This window comes from Luteimonas composti (assembly GCF_042678665.1).
Taxonomy (GTDB): Bacteria; Pseudomonadota; Gammaproteobacteria; order Xanthomonadales; family Xanthomonadaceae; genus Luteimonas; species Luteimonas composti.
Genome location: NZ_JBHTKU010000001.1, coordinates 834020 through 851403, shown reverse-complemented (window position 1 = coordinate 851403; position 17384 = coordinate 834020). Strand labels below are relative to the sequence as shown.

Below are 17384 nucleotides of genomic sequence, written 5' to 3'. Positions count from 1 at the left end.
GACACTGCATGTTCAACACAGTCCCCAATCCGATCCCGGCCCGCATGAAGGGTCTCAACCGCGCCGAGATCTGCGACGTCAACTTCCAGGAGTTCGTGCGCGGCTGGAACGGGCGTCCCGATGCGAAGCCCGCCGACGGCGAGGCGATCCTCGACGGGAGCGCACTGGACGCGCGCGGTTTCCGCGAACTGTTCGAATCGCAGCTGATCAGCCGCCACCTCGACCTGATGGCGCGCGTGCTGAGGGTGCAGAACAAGGTCTTCTACACCATCGGCTCCAGCGGGCACGAAGGCAACGCGATGGTCGCGCGGCTGACGCGGCATACGGATCCGGCCTTCCTGCACTACCGCAGCGGCGGCTTCATGGCCGAGCGCTTCCGCAAGCTGCCGGGCATGGATCCGATCATGGATTCGGCGCTGTCGTTCGCGGCTTCGAAGGAAGACCCGGCCAGCGGCGGCCGGCACAAGGTGTGGGGCAGCAAGCCGCTGTGGGTGCTGCCGCAGACCTCCACCATCGCCTCGCACCTGCCCAAGGCCTTCGGCACCGCGGTGGCGATCGAGCAGGCGCGCCGCATCGGCCATGCGCTGCCGATCCCGGACGACAGCATCGCCATCTGCTCGTTCGGCGACGCTTCGAGCAACCACGCCACCGCGCAGACCGCGTTCAATGCCGCCGCCTGGACGGCCTACCAGAAGCTGCCGGCGCCGGTGCTGTTCGTGTGCGAGGACAACGGCATCGGCATTTCGGTCAAGACGCCCGACGGCTGGGTGGCGCGCAACTTCGCGCAGCGTCCCGACCTCGACTACTTCTACGCCGACGGCCTCGACCTCGCCAGCGGCTACGCCGACGTGCAGCGTGCCGTCGAGCACTGCCGCCGTACGCGCCGCCCGACCTTCCTGCACCTGCGCACCACCCGGATCATGGGGCATGCCGGCACCGACTTCGAGGTCGAGTGGCGCAGCATCGACGAGCTGTGCGCGGTGGAGGCGGCCGATCCGCTGCTGCGTTCGGCCGCGATCGCGCTCGAGTCCGGGCTGATGTCCCGGGACGAGGTGCTGGCGCTGTACGAGGACACCCGCCGCAAGTGTTTCGTCGCGGCCGAGGACGCGGACCGCCGTCCTCGCCTGTCCACGCTGGAAGAGGTGATGGCGCCGCTGGCGCCGTATACACCCGACGCGGTGCGCGCGGAGGCGGAGCGTGTCGACCATGCCGAACGCAGGCCGCAGGTGTTCGGCGGCGAGGCGAAGCTGCCCGAGCGGCTGCCGCCGCGCCACCTGGCCCTGCAGATCAACGCCGCGCTGCACGACCTGTTCGCCAAGTATCCCGACGCCTTGCTGTTCGGCGAGGACGTGGCGCAGAAGGGCGGCGTGTACACCGTCACCAAGGGCCTGCAGAGGGCCTTCGGCCCGCGCCGGGTGTTCAACACGCTCCTGGACGAGACGATCATCCTCGGCCTGGCCCAGGGCTACGCCAACATGGGCATGCTGGCGATTCCGGAGATCCAGTACCTGGCCTACTTCCACAATGCCGGCGACCAGATTCGCGGCGAGGCGGCCAGCCTGCAGTTCTTCAGCAACGGCCAGTACCGCAACCCGATGGTGATGCGCATCGCCTCGCTGGGCTACCAGCGCGGTTTCGGCGGGCACTTCCACAACGACAACTCGATCACCGCGCTGCGCGACATCCCCGGCCTCGTCGTCGGCTGTCCCAGTCGCGGCGACGACGCCGCGACCATGCTGCGCACCCTGGTTGCGCTGGCGAAGGTGGACGGGCGCGTCTGCGCGTTCCTCGAGCCGATCGCGCTGTACATGGCCAAGGACCTGCACGAGCCCGGCGACGGCGGCTGGCTCACCTCTTACCCGCCGCCGGAGCAGGCGATGGTGCTGGGCGAAGAGCGCGTCTACGAGGCCGACGCGACCGACCTGGTGGTCTTCACCTTCGGCAATGGCGTGCCGATGAGCCTGCGGGCCGCGCGGCGCATCGGACAGGCGCACGGCTGGAAGGTGCGCGTGGTCGACCTGCGCTGGCTGGTGCCGCTCAACGAGGCTGCGATCGCGCGCCACGCCGGCGAATGCAGGCGGATCCTCGTGGTCGACGAAGGTCGCCGCAGTGCCGGCGTGGGCGAGGGGATCATCACCGCGATCGTCGAGGCCGGGTTTGGCGACAAGCCGCTGCGGCGCGTGGTCGGCGCGGACACCTTCACCCCGCTGGCCGGGGCCGCGTTCCTGGTGATTCCGTCGGACGACGAGATCGTGGCGGCGGCCAACGCGCTGGCGGGCTGAGGCCTCTGTCCGGCGGCACGCCTCAGCGTGCCAGTCCGCCGAGCAGGGGCAGGGCCGTGCATTCCACGCCGGCGGCCAGCCACGGGCCGGTGGCGTCCAGCGGCATCGCCGCCAGCGCTTCGTTGCCCGCCGCGCTGACGATGCTGCCGACCGCGCGCCCGGGATCGGCCGGTGCGCACACCGGGCCGACGGGGATCGCGGCTTCGGCGCGCAAGCGCACCAGTCCCCGTTTGGCCTGGCCGAGGAAATGGGTGCGCGCGACGATCTCCTGGCCGGGATAGCAGCCCTTCTTCACGCTGTACGCGCGCAGCCGGTCGAGCGAGAGCTGTTGCGGCGTCCACTGCGAGGCCTGGGTGGGGTCCAGGCGCGGCAGGCCGTGGGCCAGGTCGAAGGCGCGCCAGCGGGCCGCGGCCTCGGGACGCTCCGGTGCCGGCGCCGCGGAGACGGCCAGGGTGCGCGGTCCGCCGTCGCCGCCGAAATCGAGCTCCAGCCCGGCGGGCGAGACCGCGCCGGCGAACGCCGCGGCCGCCGCGGTCGCCGGCGCCTCGAACCGCCCGTGGACCGCCAGGCCAGTTTCATGGGCGATGCGCACCTTGCTGCGGAACACGTAGCGCGACAGTTCCGCCACGAACCCCTCCGGATCGGCGTCGGCGAGCAGCAGGAGCAACTGGTCCGGCTGCGCGCGCAGCAGGGCGAACAGGGCGACCAGCCGGCCCTTCGGCGTGAGCCAGCCGTTCCATTGCCAGTGGCCGGGCGCGAGCGCCTCGACGTCGCCCATGAACTGGGCCTGCGCGAAACGGGAGGCGTCCGCACCGTCCAGGCGGATCACGGACCAGCCGTCAATGGCGAAAAAAGCGCCGGAAGCGGGCGTTGGCTTGTCGGACATGGGCGCGGGATTTAAACTTTCGCTGGTGAAAAGCCAGGACATCTTAGGCGAACAAGGCAGCGGCGGCCCTCCGGAGGATCCGCCTGCCGTTGCCGGACCCGCTGCGGCCACGGAGCCGCAGTCGCCCGAGGTGCCGGAGTTCGGTGGCCGCGATGGCCCCGACCCCACCCGGTACGGAGACTGGGAAAAGAACGGCCGCTGCATCGATTTCTGATTCCATGCGGGGCCGGGCCTGATCGGCCAGCCCGATCCAGCCACGCGGCCCCGCCGCCAGCCAGGAGAACCGCCAGCGATGGCAAACCCCAATCGTCCCCTGTCGCCCTTCATGCTGGGGCAGACATACCGTTTCCAGCTCACCTCGGTGATGTCGCTCCTGCATCGCATCACCGGCATCTCGCTGGCGCTCGGCGGCATTTCCCTGGTGTGGTGGCTGATGTCGATCGCCATCGGCGGCGACGCCTACGAGTTCGCGTCGCGCCAGTGGTCCTCGCCGCTCGGAATGCTGTTCCTGTTCGGCTTCACGCTGGCCCTGGTCTACCACCTGCTCAACGGCATCCGGCACCTGCTGTGGGACGCGGGCTGGGGTTACGAGATCCCCAAGGTGTACGCCTCGGGCATCGCGGTGTTCGCGGTCGGCTTCGTGCTGACCGCGCTGATCTGGTACTTCGGCCTGCGGGGTGCGGCATGAGCGGCGGCGGCGAGACCTCGCGCGCGGCGCCGTACCGCACGCCGCTCAAGCGCGCCCGCGGCCTGGGTTCGGGCAAGTCGGGCACCCACCATTTCTGGACGCAGCGGGTCACCGCGATGGTGCTCGCGCCGCTGGCGATCTGGTTCGTCTGGACGCTGGTCACCCTGGTGGGCGTGGACCTGGACACGGCGCGCGCCATCATCGCCCGGCCCTGGAACACCATCATCTTCGCGGTGTTCCTGGTAAGCATGTTCTGGCACGCCAAGCTCGGCCTGCAGATCGTGATCGAGGACTACGTGCACACGCGCTCGCTCGAGATCGCCGCGCACCTCCTCAACAATTTCCTGTGCGGGCTGGGCGCCGTCGCCTCGCTGTATGCGATCGCCCGCATCGCCTTCTCCGCGTGAGCCTGCGATGACCTCCGCCTACAAGATCACCGAACACAACTACGACATGATCGTCGTCGGGGCCGGCGGCGCCGGCCTGCGCGCGACCTTCGGCCTGGCCCACAAGGGCCTCAAGACCGCCTGCATCACCAAGGTCTTCCCGACCCGTTCGCATACCGTGGCGGCGCAGGGCGGCATCTCCGCCGCGCTGGGCAACATGGGCGAGGACGACTGGCGCTTCCACTTCTACGACACCATCAAGGGTTCGGACTGGCTGGGCGACCAGGACGCCATCCAGTACATGTGCCGCGAGGCCATTCCCGCGATCATCGAACTCGAGCACCAGGGCGTGCCGTTCTCGCGCACCGCCGAGGGCAAGATCTACCAGCGTCCGTTCGGCGGCATGACCACGCACTACGGCAAGGGCACCGCGCAGCGCACCTGCGCCGCGGCCGACCGCACCGGACACGCGATCCTGCACACGCTCTACCAGCAGTCGCTGGCGCACCAGGCCGAGTTCTACATCGAGTACTTCGCGCTCGACCTGATCATGGACGAGGAGGGCGTGTGCCGCGGCGTGCTGGCGCTCGACATGGCCGAGGGCACCCTGCACCTGTTCCGCGCCCACGGCGTGGTGCTGGCGACCGGCGGCTACGGCCGCGCCTACTTCTCCGCGACCTCGGCCCATACCTGCACCGGCGACGGCGGCGGCATGGCGCTGCGCGCCGGCCTGGGCCTGCAGGACATGGAGTTCGTGCAGTTCCACCCGACCGGCATCTACGGCGCGGGCTGCCTGATTACCGAGGGCGTGCGTGGCGAGGGCGGCATCCTGCGCAACAGCAACGGCGAGCGCTTCATGGAGCGCTATGCGCCCAACGCCAAGGACCTCGCCTCGCGCGACGTCGTCAGCCGTTCGATGACGATCGAGATCCGCGAGGGCCGCGGCGTCGGCGAGCACAAGGACCACATCCACCTCGACCTGACCCACCTCGACCCGGCCGACATCCACAAGAAGCTGCCGGGCATCGCCGAGAGCGCGAAGATCTTCGCCGGCGTCGACGTGGAGAAGCAGCCGATCCCGGTGATCCCGACCGTCCACTACAACATGGGCGGCATCCCGACCAATTACCACGGCGAAGTGGTGCAGCTGAAGGACGGCAACCCGGACGCGGTGGTTCCCGGCCTGTACGCGATCGGCGAAGCCGCCTGCGTGTCGGTGCACGGCGCCAACCGTCTCGGCTCGAACTCGCTGCTCGACCTGGTGGTGTTCGGCCGCGCAGTGGCCAACCGCTGCGCCGAGACCATCCGTCCCGGCCAGCCGCACAAGCGCCTGGCCGGCGACGCCGCCGACAAGGCGATCGCCAACCTCGACAGGCTGCGCAACGCCAAGGGCGATACACCGACCGCCGTCATCCGCGACAACATGCAGCGCTCGATGCAGGCGCATGCCGCGGTGTTCCGCACCCAGGAGACGCTGGAGGAGGGCGTGAAGCAGATCCGCGACATCCACGCCTCGTTCGCCGACGTCAAGGTCAGCGACCGGTCGCTGGTGTGGAATTCGGACCTGATCGAGACGCTGGAGCTGCAGAACCTGCTGGGCCAGGCGCTGGTGACCATCACCTCGGCCGAGAACCGCAAGGAATCGCGAGGCGCCCATGCCCGCGAGGACTTCCCCGATCGCGACGACGAGACCTGGCACAAGCACACGCTGTGCTGGGCGGACGAGGCTGGCAACACCAGCATCGACTACCGTCCGGTGCACATGTACACGCTCGACGACGAAGTCGAGGTCGTGCCGCCGAAAGCGCGCGTCTACTGATCGGGACCGAACACCATGGCTGAATTCACCCTCCCGAAGAACTCGACGGTCCGCAAGGGTCGCCACTTCAAGGCGCCGGCGGACGCCAAGCGCGTGCGCACCTTCAAGGTGTACCGCTGGAACCCGGACGATGGCCAGAACCCGAGCACCGACACCTACGAGGTCGACCTCGACAAGTGCGGGCCGATGGTCCTGGACGCGCTGATCAAGATCAAGAACGAGATCGACCCGACCCTGACCTTCCGCCGTTCCTGCCGCGAGGGCATCTGCGGTTCGTGCGCGATGAACATCGACGGCACGAACACGCTGGCCTGCACCCGCGCCATCGACGACTGCAAGAAGGCCGAGGTGCCGATCTACCCGCTGCCGCACATGAGCGTGGTCAAGGACCTGGTGCCGGACCTGACCCACTTCTACGCGCAGTACGCCTCGATCAAGCCCTGGCTGCGTACCCAGAGCACGCCGCCGCCGGATCGCGAACGCCTGCAGTCGCCGGCCGACCGCGACAAGCTGGACGGGCTCTACGAGTGCATCCTCTGCGCCTGCTGCAGCACGGCCTGCCCGAGCTACTGGTGGAACGGCGAGCGCTACCTGGGCCCGGCGATCCTGCTGCAGGCCTACCGCTGGATCGTCGACAGCCGCGACGAGGACACCGGCGCGCGCCTGGACGACCTCGAGGATCCGTTCAAGCTCTACCGCTGCCACACCATCATGAACTGCGCGCGCACCTGTCCCAAGGGCCTGAACCCGGCCAAGGCGATCGGTTCGATCAAGCGGCTGATGCTGGAACGCCACGGCTGATGCCGTGGCCCCGCCCCGCCGCGTCGTTCGCGGCGGCCGGGAAGGGCAGGGCGCGACGACCCGCATGAGCGACACGTCCGACGATCCCGGGCTGCGCCGCATCCGCTGGCGCTGCCGCCGCGGCATGCGCGAGCTCGACCAGCTGTTCGAACGCTGGCTCGACCGCGAATGGGCGGTAGCCTCCGACGCCCAGCGCGGTGTTTTCCTACGCCTGCTGGACTGCGAGGACGATAGGCTCTGGCGCTGGTTCATGGGGTACGACACCGCCGCTGATGCCGAACTCGATGCGCTCGTCCGCCAGATGCGCGAACTTCCGCCCGGCTGAGGGCGGCAACGCCAGCATCGACTGGTGGCCCTCGCGCTGGCTCTCCTCCGCGTTGTTCCTGCTCGGCCTGCTGGCCGGCGTCTCCCTGCTGCTGTCGGACCTGCCCGAAGGCGTCGCGTGGCCCGGCGCACTGCTGGCGCCCGGATACGGCTGGTGGGCCGCCCGCCGCGTGCGGCGTTCGCCTGCGCGCAGCTTCGTATTCCGGGGCGAGGCAGTTCCGCTGGTCGACGGCGTGGCTGCCGACGGTTTCGTCCTGCAGTGGCGTGGGCCGCTCGCCTTCGCCCGCTGGCGCGATGCGCGCGGGCGGTGGGTGCATTGCGCCTGGTGGCCGGACACCCTTCCGGCGCCGCGGCGACGTGAACTCCGACTGGCCGCGCCCGGCGGTCGTGATGCCGGGCGCACGGGTTCGATGGCACCATAGGCGGCCCTTCACGCGACAAGACGCCGGACCGATGCCGCCGATGCCGAGACCGCTCCGACATGCCGCCTTCCGGCGCCGCGCCTCCGGCGCGCAGGCAGGCTGAGCGCCACATGTTCAAACCGGTTCCCGTCGCCATCGGCCTGCGCTACCTGCGCGCCAAGCGCCGCAACGGCTTCATCTCCTTCATCTCCCTGGCCTCGATCCTCGGCATCGCGATCGGGGTGATGGTGCTGATCACCACGCTGGCGGTCATGAGCGGCTTCCAGCGCGAGATCAAGGACCGCATGCTCGGCATGGTCGCGCACGCCACGGTCAGCGCCGACGGCCAGACGATGGAGGGATGGCAGCACGCCATCGACGTGGCGAAGCGCGACACGCGCATCTCGGGCGCGGCGCCGTACATCGACACCCAGGCGCTGTTGCGCGGGGCGCGCCAGGAGCCGGCCGCGATCCGCGGCGTTTCACCCGAAGCCGAATCGCAGGTCTCCGACCTGGCCGCATGGATGGTGCAGGGCTCGCTGGACGACCTGGCGCCGGGCGCATTCAACATCGTGCTGGGCAAGGAACTGGCGCAGTGGCTGGGTGCCCGCGTGGGCGACAAGGTGGTGGTCACCACCGACTTCCAGGTCACGCCCATGGGAGCGGTGCCGCAGCTCAAGCGGTTCACCGTCAGCGGCATTTTCGAAGCCGGCTACCAGGACTTCGACCGGCGCCTGGCGGTGGTCAACATCCAGGACGCGCAGCGGCTGATGCGGCTGGGCGATGGCGTGACCGGCGTGCGCCTGAAGCTGCACGACATGGATCGCGCCTGGGACGTCGCCGCCGACCTGGCGCAGGCGCTCGCCGCCGAAAGCCGCAGCTATTACCGGGTCAGCGACTGGAGCATGGAGAACGCCAACATGTTCCGCGCGCTCAAGCTGGAGAAGACCATGATCGGCATCCTGCTGTCGCTGATCATCCTGATGGGCGCGTTCTCGCTGCTCAGCTCGCAGGTGATGCTGGTGACCGACAAGCTGGCCGACATCGCCATCCTGCGCACGCTCGGGCTCACGCCCGGCGGGGTGATGCAGGTGTTCGTGGTGCAGGGCACGCTGATCGGGCTGATCGGCACCATCGCCGGCGTGATCGGCGGCCTGGTGCTGACCTTCAACCTCGAGCACATCCTGCGCGCGATCGAGCGCGCCTTCGACATGGTGCTGATGCCTTCGGACGTGTACTACGTCACCGGGCTGCCGATCGACCTGCAGGCCGGCGACGTGGTGGTGATCGCCGGCGTGGCCATGCTGATGGCCTTCCTGGCCACGATCTACCCTGCCTGGCGCGCGGCGCGCACCGCGCCGGCGGAGGCGCTGCGCTATGAGTGAGGAAACGGCCGTGGCGCAAGCGGATTCCACCGTGATCCGGGCCGAAGCGCTCGGCAAGACCTATGCCGAAGGCAGGATGCGCACGCCGGTGTTCGACGGCCTCGACTTCCGCGTGGAGGCCGGGGAGACCGTGGCCATCCTCGGCGCGTCGGGGGCGGGCAAGAGCACGCTGCTGCACCTGCTGGGGGGGCTGGATACGCCCACTTCCGGCGAGGTCTACGTGGCCGGGCAGAAGATGAGCGCGCTCTCGGACGCCGCGCGCGGCCAGCTGCGCAACCGCGCGCTGGGCTTCGTCTACCAGTTCCACCACCTGCTGCCGGAATTCACCGCGCTGGAGAACGCCATGCTGCCGCTGCTGCTCGGCGGTGCGGCAACCGACGCCGCGGCGGCGCGTGCGCGCGAGCTGCTGGAGGCCGTGGGCCTGGGCCATCGCATCGAACACAAGCCGGGCGAACTCTCGGGCGGCGAGCGCCAGCGCGCCGCGGTCGCGCGGGCACTGGTGAACCGTCCGGCCTGCGTGCTGGGCGACGAGCCGACCGGCAACCTGGACGAACGTACTGCCGGGACCGTGTTCGAGCTGATGCTGGAACTCAACCGCGCCCAGCGCACCAGCCTGGTGCTGGTGACCCACGACCGCAGGCTGGCCCGCAAGCTCGACCGCGTGGTCGAACTGCACGAGGCGCGGCTGCGCGAAGTCGCACCAGACCAGGTCTAGGCGACCGGCCGCGACCGGCGGCCGGTAGAACCTGGAGTGCAAGGGCCGACGCGAAGCGTCGGCGGACCTGCTGTCACCAACCAGCAGGAGACCCGGCCGCGTGGATCGACGCAGGTGGCGAGACACCTGCGTCCATGGGATCAGCGGTTGCCGCCGCGCGGGCCGCGATTGCCACCGCCAGGTCCGCGACCGCCGCCGCCCGGTCCGCGGGCGCTGCCGCCAGGGCCGCGGCCGCCACCGCCCGGACGCGGTCCCTTCGGCCGGTTGTCGCCGCCCGGACGCGGGCCGCGCGGACGCGCCGCGTTCGGGTTGTAGCCCGGCGAGGCATGGTCGGACGGGAAGCTCATCGCGCCGCCCGGATGGCCGTAGGGATGCGCAGCCTGGCCACGGGCGCCCTGGCGCCCCGCGCCCGCGCCGCCGCCGGGACCGCGCTTCTTGCCCGGACCGGGCTTGCGCGGGCCGCGCCCGTCGGCGTTGCGGTGGCCGGCCGGACCGGTGTCCACGCCATCGGGCACATACCAGGTGCGGAACGCCGCGGGGTTGCCGTCCGGCAGCGGCTTGGGCCCCTTGGGCGCGCGCTGCTTGAACGGCTTCTGCGACTGCTTGGCGGCCTGCTCGCCGCTGACGGTCAGGCCACCGTGCGGCTTCTTGCCGCCGCGGCCGCGACGGTCCTCGCGCACGTGGTCGAAGCGGCGCAGCTCGCGGCCTTCGTCGGCGGTATTGTGGCCGTTGACGTAGCCCTGCGGACGCCGGTCGCCGCTCACGTGCACGGTCGACTTGGCGGCCTTGCGCTGGCCGATCACCGGCAGCAGCGTCAGCGCCGGCGGCGGACCTTCCTCGAGCTTGAGCTCCTTGCGCAGCGCGTCGACCTGGGCATCCGGCAGCTCCAGCGACTGGCCGCGCAGCAGGGTCTGCGGCAGCGAGACCTGGCCGTAGCGGACGCGCTTGAGGCGACTCACCTGGCAGCCCTGCGACTCCCACAGGCGGCGCACTTCGCGGTTGCGGCCTTCCTTGAGCAGCACCTGGAACCATTCGTTGGAGTCGGTGCCGCCGATGCGCTTGATCTGGTCGAACTTCGCCGGCCCGTCGTCGAGCGCGACGCCGCGCGCCAGCCGGTCGACGATCTTGTCGGACACGGTTTCCTCGCCCTCGGGGGCGCGCACGCGGCAGACGTACTCGCGCTCGATCTCGTACGAGGGATGCATCATCGCGTTGGCCAGCTCCCCGTCGGTGGTGAGCAGCAGCAGGCCGGTGGTGTTGATGTCGAGGCGGCCGATGGCGATCCAGCGCGCGCCCTTGAGCGCCGGCAGGGATTCGAAGATCGTCGGGCGGCCTTCGGGATCCTCGCGCGTGGTCACTTCGCCTTCGGGCTTGTTGTACATCAGCACGCGCGCCGGTTCGGTCAGTGCGCTCGCGACGAACTGGCGGCCGTCGATCTCGATGCGGTCGCCGCCCTTGACCGACATGCCGGTCTGCGCGACTTCGCCGTTGACCTTGACCAGGCCGTCGGCGATGCGCTGCTCGAGCGCGCGGCGCGAGCCGAGGCCCGCCTGGGCCAGCACCTTGTGCAGGCGCTCCTCCAGGCGTGGGGCGTCGGCAGCCTTGTCTTCGCTGCGCTTGAGGGACAGCTTGCGGCTGCCGGTGGGGGTCTGCTTACTCATGGGTGCTCCGGGTGCTGTCGCCGTCGTCGGCGAGGGCGTGGTTCTGGTCGGCCGCGGCGTCGTCGCCGTCGGGGTGGGGGGTGTCGTGCTGCGGGTCCGCGCCGCCGGCGGCGGCGTCGGAGGGTTCGTTGGCGGCGGCATCGCCGGCCGGGGGCGCCTCGCTGGCGTCGGCGTCGTGCTGGTCCGCATCGTATCCGGCCGGGGAGGATGCTTCGGCGCCGTCGCCGGTGTCCTGCGTATCGCCGCCGTCGTCGGCGTCGTTGGCTGCAATCGCCGGCGCATCGCCGCCATCGGCTTCCGCGGCGGCATCCGTATCGGCATCCGCGTCCGCATTGGCCGCGATGCCGCCCACGGCGCGTTCGCCCTCGAACTCCAGCTGCGGTTCCAGTTCGCCGAAATCCTTGAGTTCGGACAGCGGCGGCAGCTCGTCCAGGCGCTTGAGTCCGAAGTAGTCGAGGAAGGCCTTGGTGGTGCCCAGCAGTTCCGGACGGCCCGGCATGTCGCGGTGGCCGACCACGCGGATCCACTCGCGCTCTTCCAGCGCCTTGATGATGTTGCTGTTGGTGGCCACGCCGCGCACCTGCTCGATCTCGCCGCGGGTGATCGGCTGGCGGTAGGCGATCAGCGCCAGGGTCTCGAGCGTGGCGCGGGTGTAGCGGGTCTGGCGCTCGGCCCACAGGCGCGCCACCCAGGCATGCACGTCGGCGCGCACCTGGTAGCGCCACCCGGAGGCCACTTCCACCAGTTCGATGCCGCGGTCGGCGCAGCCGGCCTGCAGGAACTCGAGTGCGGCCTGGATGCTGCCTTCCGGCGCCGGCTCGTCGAGCGGGAACAGCCCGGACAGCTGGACGGCCGTCAGCGGCTGGCTGGAGGCCAGCAGCGCGGCTTCGACGATGCGGTTGATGAGCGATTGATCCATCGGCAGTAGGTTGCAGGTGGCGGTAGGTGGAGGTGGTGCGTGCCGCGTGTTCGAAGGCCGCCAGGCGGCGGTCGCAGGCGCCGTGACGGCGCTCAGTCCTCCGGACCCCCGGCGGGTTCGTCGAACTCGCTGGAAAACTCCAGCGGCTGGTCGGGCGCGCGGTCCAGGGCCAGCGACTTCACGTAGATCGGCGCCAGCGGCGCTTCCTGCACCACATCGAGCAGCCGCTCCTTGGCCAGCTCGAGGATCGACAGGAAGGTGACCACCACGCCGAGGCGGCCCTCCTCCGGATCGAACAGCGCCTCGAAGCGGTGGAAGGCACCGTCCTCGAGCTTGCCCAGCAGCTCGCCCATGCGCTGGCGCACGCTCAGCGCGTCGCGGCGGATCGCGTGGCTGGTCAGCAGCTCGGCGCGCTTGAGCACGTCGTGCAGCGCCAGCAGCATCTCGCGCAGCTCCACCGGCGGCGGCGTGCGGACCGCCGCGCGGTCGGGCACGAAGGCCGCCACCGGCGCGGTATCGCGCTCCATGCGGGGCAGGGCGTCGATGTCCTCGGCGGCCTGCTTGAAGCGCTCGTACTCCTGCAGGCGCCGCACCAGGTCCGCGCGCGGGTCGTCCTCCTCGCCGTCCTCGCTGACCGGCCGCGGCAGCAGCATCCGCGACTTGATCTCGGCCAGGATCGCGGCCATCACCAGGTACTCGGCCGCCAGTTCGAAGCGCAGCTCCTGCATCACCCCGATGTAGTCCACGTACTGGCGGGTGATTTCCGCCACCGGGATGTCGAGGATGTCCAGGTTCTGCCGCCGGATCAGGTACAGCAGCAGGTCGAGCGGCCCCTCGAACGCCTCGAGGATTACCTCCAGGGCATCGGGCGGGATGTACAGGTCCTGCGGGATCTGCAGCACCGGCTGGCCGTGCACGACCGCCAGCGGCATTTCCTGCTGCTGGGGGTGGGCATGCGCCTGGGCGGCGTTGTCCTGTGCGGGTTGGCTCATGCGGGGTGCGGCCCCCTCCGGGCCGTCTTGCGTGTCGTCTGGCGCCCGGGCCGCGAACGGCCGATGGCTGCGCATGCGGGCGCGCACCGCCGGCATGCGCCGGTCCGGAACACCAGCACCTGGTCAAAGCATCTTGCGATCGGGCCGCCACGCACGGGCCATGCCGGGAGCCGGCAGGAAACCGCGAAGGGGGCGTCGGATCTGGCCGAAGGGCCGCGGCTGTGCGTCCTTGAGCGACGTGAGCGGCGTCCGGCTGTGAAACCTGTCGGCTAGGGTAAGCGCAGGGCGTGCGGGCTGTCCAGCGCGGGGCGCCGCTAGAATCGGCGCCGGTCAGAATGGGATATCCATGCATGTGGTACGCGATCGAGGGATACGACGGCGATTCGGTGCTGGAGCGGCGGCTGGCGGCGCGCGAACGACACCTCGCCCGGCTGCTGGCGCTGCGCGACGCGGGCCGCCTGCTGCTGGCCGGGCCCTGTCCGGCGATCGACGCCGAGGATCCGGGGCCAGCCGGATTCAGCGGCAGCATCGTGATCGCGGAGTTCGAGTCGCTCGAGGCCGCGCGTGCCTGGGCCGATGCCGACCCCTACGTCGAGGCGGGCGTCTACCGGCGCGTGGACGTGCGCCCGTTCCGGCCGGTCCTGCCGCAGCCGGCGACCTGATCCAGGCGATGTTGCGGCGTGCCATGCAGGCCGTGCTGGAAACGTTTACATTCCGCCCGGTCCCCGCTGCCCCCGCATGCCATGACCCGTCCGCGCCCCCCCCAGACGCCCCCCGCAACCTTCCTGGCGGGGCTGCTGGCCGCCGCCCTTGCGGCGCCGCTGGCCTGGGCGGAGCCGCCCCCGCCGCGCACCTCGGCGGGCGACCTGGATGCCGAGCGCGCGTTGGTCGATGCGCTGATGGCGAAGATGACCCTGGCCGAGAAGCTCGGCCAGCTCAACCAGCCCCCTGGCGTGGGCAACAACACCGGCCCGGCGGCGATGGCGGGCAGCGAGGACCAGGTGCGCCAGGGCCAGATCGGCTCCTGGCTCGGCACGCAGGGCGCGGCGCTGACCTGCCGGCTGCAGAAGATCGCGGTCGAGGAATCGCGGCTGGGCATCCCGCTGCTGTTCGCCTACGACGTGATCCACGGCATGCGGACGGTCTTCCCGGTGCCGCTGGGCGAAGCCTCGAGCTTCGATCCTGACGCGGCACGCGAGGCCGCGCGGATCGCCGCGGTGGAGGCCACCGCCCATGGCGTGCACTGGACCTATGCGCCGATGGTCGACGTGGCGCGCGACCCGCGCTGGGGCCGCATCGTCGAGGGCGCCGGCGAGGACCCCTATCTCAACGCGGCGTTCGCGGCGGCCAAGGTGCGTGGTTTCCAGGGCGATGACCTGGCCGCGCCCGACACCATGCTCGCCACCGCCAAGCATTTCGTCGCCTATGGCGCGGCCCAGGGTGGACGCGACTACGACGTGGCCGACATCTCGGAACGCAGCCTGCACGAGGTCTACCTGCCGCCGTTCAAGGCGGCGGTCGATGCGGGCGTGCAGTCGATCATGGCCTCGTTCAACGAAGTCGGCGGGATCCCGATGCACGCCCATGGCCCGCTGATCCAGGGCCTGCTGCGCGGCCAGTGGCGCTGGGACGGCCTGCTCGTGAGCGACTACACCGGCGTGATGGAGCTGATGCCGCACGGCATCGCCGCCGACCGCGAGGCTGCGGGTGCTGCCGGCCTGCGGGCCGGCGTGGACGTGGACATGGTCAGCGCGATCTACCTCAAGGACCTGCCGGCCGCGGTCGAGGCCGGGCGCGTGCCGCTGGCCGAGGTCGACGCTTCCGTACGGCGCGTGCTCAACGCCAAGTTCCGGCTCGGCCTGTTCGACGACCCCTACCGCTACTGCAAGGACGCCGGACGGCAGGAGGCGATGACGCTCACTGCGGAGCACCGCGCGGCGGCGCGGCGCATTGCGCAGAAATCGATGGTGCTGCTGGAGAACGAGGGCGCGGTGCTGCCGCTGTCGAAGTCGGTCGGCACCCTGGCCGTGATCGGACCGTTGGCCGACGAACCCTGGGCGATGCTCGGCAACTGGGTGGGCATCGGCCGCCCCGCGGACGCGGTCACGCCGCTGAAAGCCCTGCGCGCGTCGCTGGGCGACGGTATGCGCCTGCTCGTGGCCAAGGGCAGCGACATCGACGGCGATGACACTGCCGGATTCGACGAGGCGGTACGCGCCGCACGCCAGGCCGATGCGGTGGTCATGTTCCTCGGCGAGCACCCGGAAATGAGCGCCGAGGCCAACAACCGGACCTCGCTCGACCTGCCGGGCGTGCAGGAGCAGCTGGCGCTGGCGGTGGCCGCGACCGGCAAGCCGGTGGTGGCGGTGCTGCTCAACGGACGGCCGCTGTCGACCGGCGCGCTGCAGGGCAAGGTGCCGGCGATCCTGGAAGCCTGGTTCCCTGGCGTCGAGGGCGGCAATGCCATCGTCGACGTGCTGTTCGGCGACGTCGCGCCCTCCGGCAAGCTGCCGGTGACCGTGCCGCGCAACGTCGGCCAGGTGCCGATCTACCACGCGCGGCGCAATACCGGCCGCCCGCCGTCGAAGGACGACAAGTACACCAGCAAGTACCTTGATGTGGACTGGACGCCGCTGTATCCGTTCGGCCACGGCCTGTCGTACACCACGTTCGACCACGGCAAGCCGCAGCTGGCCAGCGCCAGCGTTTCGGCGGCCGAACCGCGCCAGCGTGTGCGCGTACGGGTGACGAACACCGGCAAGCGCGCCGGCACCGAGGTGGTGCAGCTGTACCTGCGCGACGACGTCGCCAGCGTCACCCGGCCGGTGCGCGAACTGCGTGGATTCCGGCGCGTCGAGCTGCAGCCGGGCGAATCGCGCGAGGTCGAATTCGAGCTGGGCTTCGAGGACATGGCGCTGTACGACGCGCGGATGCGGCGGGTGGTCGAGCCGGGCACGTTCACCGTGTTCACGGGCGGCAGCTCGCTGGCGACGCAGTCGGCCACGTTCGAGGTGGTCGCGCAGTAGCGGCGCGGACGGGCAGCGGGGAGGGCAGGATGAGCGTCACCATCAAGGATGTGGCACGGGAGGCGAACGTCTCGGTGGCCACCGTCTCGCGGGCCCTCAACGGGCATCCCAACGTCGCCGAGGACGTGCGCCAGCGGGTGCTGGGCATCGCCGACCGGTTGCGCTACAGCCCGCACCATGCCGCGCGCAGCCTCAGCAGCCGGCGCACCCAGACCATCGGCGTGGTGCTGCCGGACCTGTACGGCGAGTTCTTCTCCGAGCTGATGCGCGGCATCGACCAGGTGGCGCGCGAACGCGGCCTGCACCTGCTGGTGTCCAGCTACCACGGCAACCCGCGCGAGCAGGGCGCCGCACTGCGCACCATGCGCGGCCGCGTCGACGGGCTGCTGCTGATGTCGCCCTTCGTCGCCGGCGCCGAAGCGCTGGCCGCCGACCTGCCGCCGATGCCGGTGGTGCTGATGAATCCCGCGCTGGTGGTGGAAGGCCAGGCGTCGGTGGGCGTGGACAACCATGGCGGCGCGATGGCGATGGTGCGCCATCTGGTCGAGGCCGGGCATCGCAGCATCGCCTTCATCGCCGGACCGGAGGACAACTTCGACGCCGGGGAACGCCTGCGCGGCTATCGCGATGCGCTGTCGCAGCTGTTGCCCGGCGTGGAGCCGCAGGTGCTGCCGGGCGACTTCGGCGAGGCCTCGGGGCATCGGGCGGGACAGGCGCTGCTGGAAGGCCCGCAGCGCCCGGACGCCGTTTTCGCCGCCAACGACATGATGGCGCTGGGCTGCCTGTTCGCCTTCAGCCAGGGCGGTCTGCGGGTCCCCGGCGACATCGCGCTGGCGGGCTTCGACGACATACCGCTTTCGCGCTACGTACACCCGCCCTTAACGACGATGCGGGTCGAGATCGCCGAACTCGGCGCCCGTGCCATCCAGCGCCTGCTGGCGGACGAGCAGGACGGCCCCCATCCGTCCCGCTCCTGCGAACTGCTGCAGCCGAAGCTGGTCGTGCGTGCGTCGAGCCAGGCGGGAGGCAGCGGATGAGGTCATGCTCGCGGCGCCGGTTCCGCTGCCGGAGTTGAAGTGAGGCCTCGTCTTGTCGCGGC

The 17384-nt window shown here is 70.6% G+C and carries 17 protein-coding genes; 13 read left to right on the top strand and 4 right to left on the bottom strand.

Annotated elements, in window-relative coordinates:
* The first annotated feature begins 8 nt into the window (after positions 1–8).
* Positions 9–2282, top strand: a complete 2274-nt coding sequence (locus ACFQ2D_RS03900; RefSeq protein WP_280940792.1) for a thiamine pyrophosphate-dependent enzyme — start codon at positions 9–11, stop codon at positions 2280–2282.
* Positions 2283–2304: 22 nt separating this feature from the next.
* Here ACFQ2D_RS03900 and ygfZ read toward each other — a convergent pair whose 3' ends face one another.
* Complete coding sequence (gene ygfZ, locus ACFQ2D_RS03895) at positions 2305–3168, bottom strand: CAF17-like 4Fe-4S cluster assembly/insertion protein YgfZ (protein ID WP_386795526.1); 864 nt, start codon at positions 3166–3168, stop codon at positions 2305–2307.
* Here ygfZ and ACFQ2D_RS03890 point away from each other — a divergent pair.
* The 9 genes from ACFQ2D_RS03890 to lolD all read left to right on the top strand — a co-directional run bounded on the left by ACFQ2D_RS03890 (position 3125) and on the right by lolD (position 9687).
* Positions 3125–3382 carry a DUF1674 domain-containing protein gene (locus ACFQ2D_RS03890; protein WP_280940794.1) on the top strand — a complete coding sequence of 86 codons (258 nt, stop codon included), beginning with the start codon at positions 3125–3127 and terminating at the stop codon, positions 3380–3382. The genes ygfZ and ACFQ2D_RS03890 overlap by 44 nt on opposite strands.
* Positions 3383–3460: 78 nt before the next feature.
* Entirely contained in the window at positions 3461–3856 is a 396-nt protein-coding gene (gene sdhC / locus ACFQ2D_RS03885; protein ID WP_280940795.1) for a succinate dehydrogenase, cytochrome b556 subunit, read from the top strand.
* Positions 3853–4263 (top strand): succinate dehydrogenase, hydrophobic membrane anchor protein, encoded by a 411-nt coding sequence (gene sdhD, locus ACFQ2D_RS03880; RefSeq protein ID WP_280940796.1) that lies wholly within the window; start codon positions 3853–3855, stop codon positions 4261–4263. The genes sdhC and sdhD overlap by 4 nt, the downstream gene beginning before the upstream one ends.
* A gap of 7 nt (positions 4264–4270) precedes the next feature.
* Positions 4271–6061: a succinate dehydrogenase flavoprotein subunit gene (gene sdhA / locus ACFQ2D_RS03875; RefSeq protein ID WP_280940797.1), complete on the top strand. Its 1791-nt coding sequence runs from the start codon at positions 4271–4273 to the stop codon at positions 6059–6061.
* Between the two features lie 15 nt (positions 6062–6076).
* On the top strand, positions 6077–6862 hold the full coding sequence (locus ACFQ2D_RS03870; protein ID WP_280940798.1) for a succinate dehydrogenase iron-sulfur subunit: 786 nt from the start codon (positions 6077–6079) through the stop codon (positions 6860–6862).
* A gap of 64 nt (positions 6863–6926) precedes the next feature.
* Positions 6927–7187 carry an FAD assembly factor SdhE gene (locus ACFQ2D_RS03865; RefSeq protein WP_280940799.1) on the top strand — a complete coding sequence of 87 codons (261 nt, stop codon included), beginning with the start codon at positions 6927–6929 and terminating at the stop codon, positions 7185–7187.
* Positions 7147–7608 (top strand): hypothetical protein, encoded by a 462-nt coding sequence (locus tag ACFQ2D_RS03860; RefSeq protein ID WP_280940800.1) that lies wholly within the window; start codon positions 7147–7149, stop codon positions 7606–7608. Before ACFQ2D_RS03865 ends, ACFQ2D_RS03860 begins: the two co-directional genes overlap by 41 nt.
* Positions 7609–7718: 110 nt before the next feature.
* Complete coding sequence (locus ACFQ2D_RS03855; RefSeq protein ID WP_280940801.1) at positions 7719–8972, top strand: lipoprotein-releasing ABC transporter permease subunit; 1254 nt, start codon at positions 7719–7721, stop codon at positions 8970–8972.
* 10 nt (positions 8973–8982) lie between these two features.
* Positions 8983–9687: a lipoprotein-releasing ABC transporter ATP-binding protein LolD gene (lolD, locus tag ACFQ2D_RS03850; protein ID WP_386795525.1), complete on the top strand. Its 705-nt coding sequence runs from the start codon at positions 8983–8985 to the stop codon at positions 9685–9687.
* Between the two features lie 140 nt (positions 9688–9827).
* On the opposite strand, the gene ACFQ2D_RS03845 is transcribed toward lolD, so the two are convergent.
* From ACFQ2D_RS03845 to ACFQ2D_RS03835, 3 genes are all read right to left on the bottom strand, one after another.
* Positions 9828–11348: a pseudouridine synthase gene (locus ACFQ2D_RS03845; protein WP_280940803.1), complete on the bottom strand. Its 1521-nt coding sequence runs from the start codon at positions 11346–11348 to the stop codon at positions 9828–9830.
* Complete coding sequence (gene scpB, locus ACFQ2D_RS03840) at positions 11341–12267, bottom strand: SMC-Scp complex subunit ScpB (protein WP_386795524.1); 927 nt, start codon at positions 12265–12267, stop codon at positions 11341–11343. The genes ACFQ2D_RS03845 and scpB overlap by 8 nt, the downstream gene beginning before the upstream one ends.
* Positions 12268–12359: 92 nt before the next feature.
* The gene (locus ACFQ2D_RS03835; protein WP_280940804.1) at positions 12360–13259 is read right to left on the bottom strand and encodes a segregation and condensation protein A; all 900 of its coding nucleotides are present in this window, start codon (positions 13257–13259) and stop codon (positions 12360–12362) included.
* A 350-nt stretch (positions 13260–13609) separates the two neighbouring features.
* Here ACFQ2D_RS03835 and ACFQ2D_RS03830 point away from each other — a divergent pair, with 350 nt between their 5' ends.
* From ACFQ2D_RS03830 to ACFQ2D_RS03820, 3 genes are all read left to right on the top strand, one after another.
* Complete coding sequence (locus tag ACFQ2D_RS03830) at positions 13610–13921, top strand: YciI family protein (RefSeq protein ID WP_280940805.1); 312 nt, start codon at positions 13610–13612, stop codon at positions 13919–13921.
* A gap of 81 nt (positions 13922–14002) precedes the next feature.
* Positions 14003–16285, top strand: coding sequence for a glycoside hydrolase family 3 N-terminal domain-containing protein (locus tag ACFQ2D_RS03825; RefSeq protein ID WP_280940806.1), 2283 nt, complete (start codon positions 14003–14005; stop codon positions 16283–16285).
* A 29-nt stretch (positions 16286–16314) separates the two neighbouring features.
* Positions 16315–17322, top strand: a complete 1008-nt coding sequence (locus ACFQ2D_RS03820; RefSeq protein ID WP_280940807.1) for a LacI family DNA-binding transcriptional regulator — start codon at positions 16315–16317, stop codon at positions 17320–17322.
* Positions 17323–17384: the final 62 nt, after the last annotated feature.

Bases quoted from the DNA above. Each gene is read 5' to 3' on its own strand.
- ACFQ2D_RS03845 (WP_280940803.1), bottom strand. From the start codon at position 11,348: ATGAGTAAGCAGACCCCCACCGGCAGCCGCAAGCTGTCCCTCAAGCGC.
- ACFQ2D_RS03825 (WP_280940806.1), top strand. From the start codon at position 14,003: ATGACCCGTCCGCGCCCCCCCCAGACGCCCCCCGCAACCTTCCTGGCG.
- ACFQ2D_RS03865 (WP_280940799.1), top strand. From the start codon at position 6,927: ATGAGCGACACGTCCGACGATCCCGGGCTGCGCCGCATCCGCTGGCGC.
- ACFQ2D_RS03870 (WP_280940798.1), top strand. From the start codon at position 6,077: ATGGCTGAATTCACCCTCCCGAAGAACTCGACGGTCCGCAAGGGTCGC.
- sdhC (WP_280940795.1), top strand. From the start codon at position 3,461: ATGGCAAACCCCAATCGTCCCCTGTCGCCCTTCATGCTGGGGCAGACA.
- ACFQ2D_RS03855 (WP_280940801.1), top strand. From the start codon at position 7,719: ATGTTCAAACCGGTTCCCGTCGCCATCGGCCTGCGCTACCTGCGCGCC.
- ygfZ (WP_386795526.1), bottom strand. From the start codon at position 3,168: ATGTCCGACAAGCCAACGCCCGCTTCCGGCGCTTTTTTCGCCATTGAC.
- ACFQ2D_RS03830 (WP_280940805.1), top strand. From the start codon at position 13,610: ATGTGGTACGCGATCGAGGGATACGACGGCGATTCGGTGCTGGAGCGG.
- scpB (WP_386795524.1), bottom strand. From the start codon at position 12,267: ATGGATCAATCGCTCATCAACCGCATCGTCGAAGCCGCGCTGCTGGCC.
- ACFQ2D_RS03835 (WP_280940804.1), bottom strand. From the start codon at position 13,259: ATGAGCCAACCCGCACAGGACAACGCCGCCCAGGCGCATGCCCACCCC.
- ACFQ2D_RS03820 (WP_280940807.1), top strand. From the start codon at position 16,315: ATGAGCGTCACCATCAAGGATGTGGCACGGGAGGCGAACGTCTCGGTG.
- ACFQ2D_RS03860 (WP_280940800.1), top strand. From the start codon at position 7,147: ATGCGCTCGTCCGCCAGATGCGCGAACTTCCGCCCGGCTGAGGGCGGC.
- sdhA (WP_280940797.1), top strand. From the start codon at position 4,271: ATGACCTCCGCCTACAAGATCACCGAACACAACTACGACATGATCGTC.
- ACFQ2D_RS03900 (WP_280940792.1), top strand. From the start codon at position 9: ATGTTCAACACAGTCCCCAATCCGATCCCGGCCCGCATGAAGGGTCTC.
- ACFQ2D_RS03890 (WP_280940794.1), top strand. From the start codon at position 3,125: ATGGCGAAAAAAGCGCCGGAAGCGGGCGTTGGCTTGTCGGACATGGGC.
- sdhD (WP_280940796.1), top strand. From the start codon at position 3,853: ATGAGCGGCGGCGGCGAGACCTCGCGCGCGGCGCCGTACCGCACGCCG.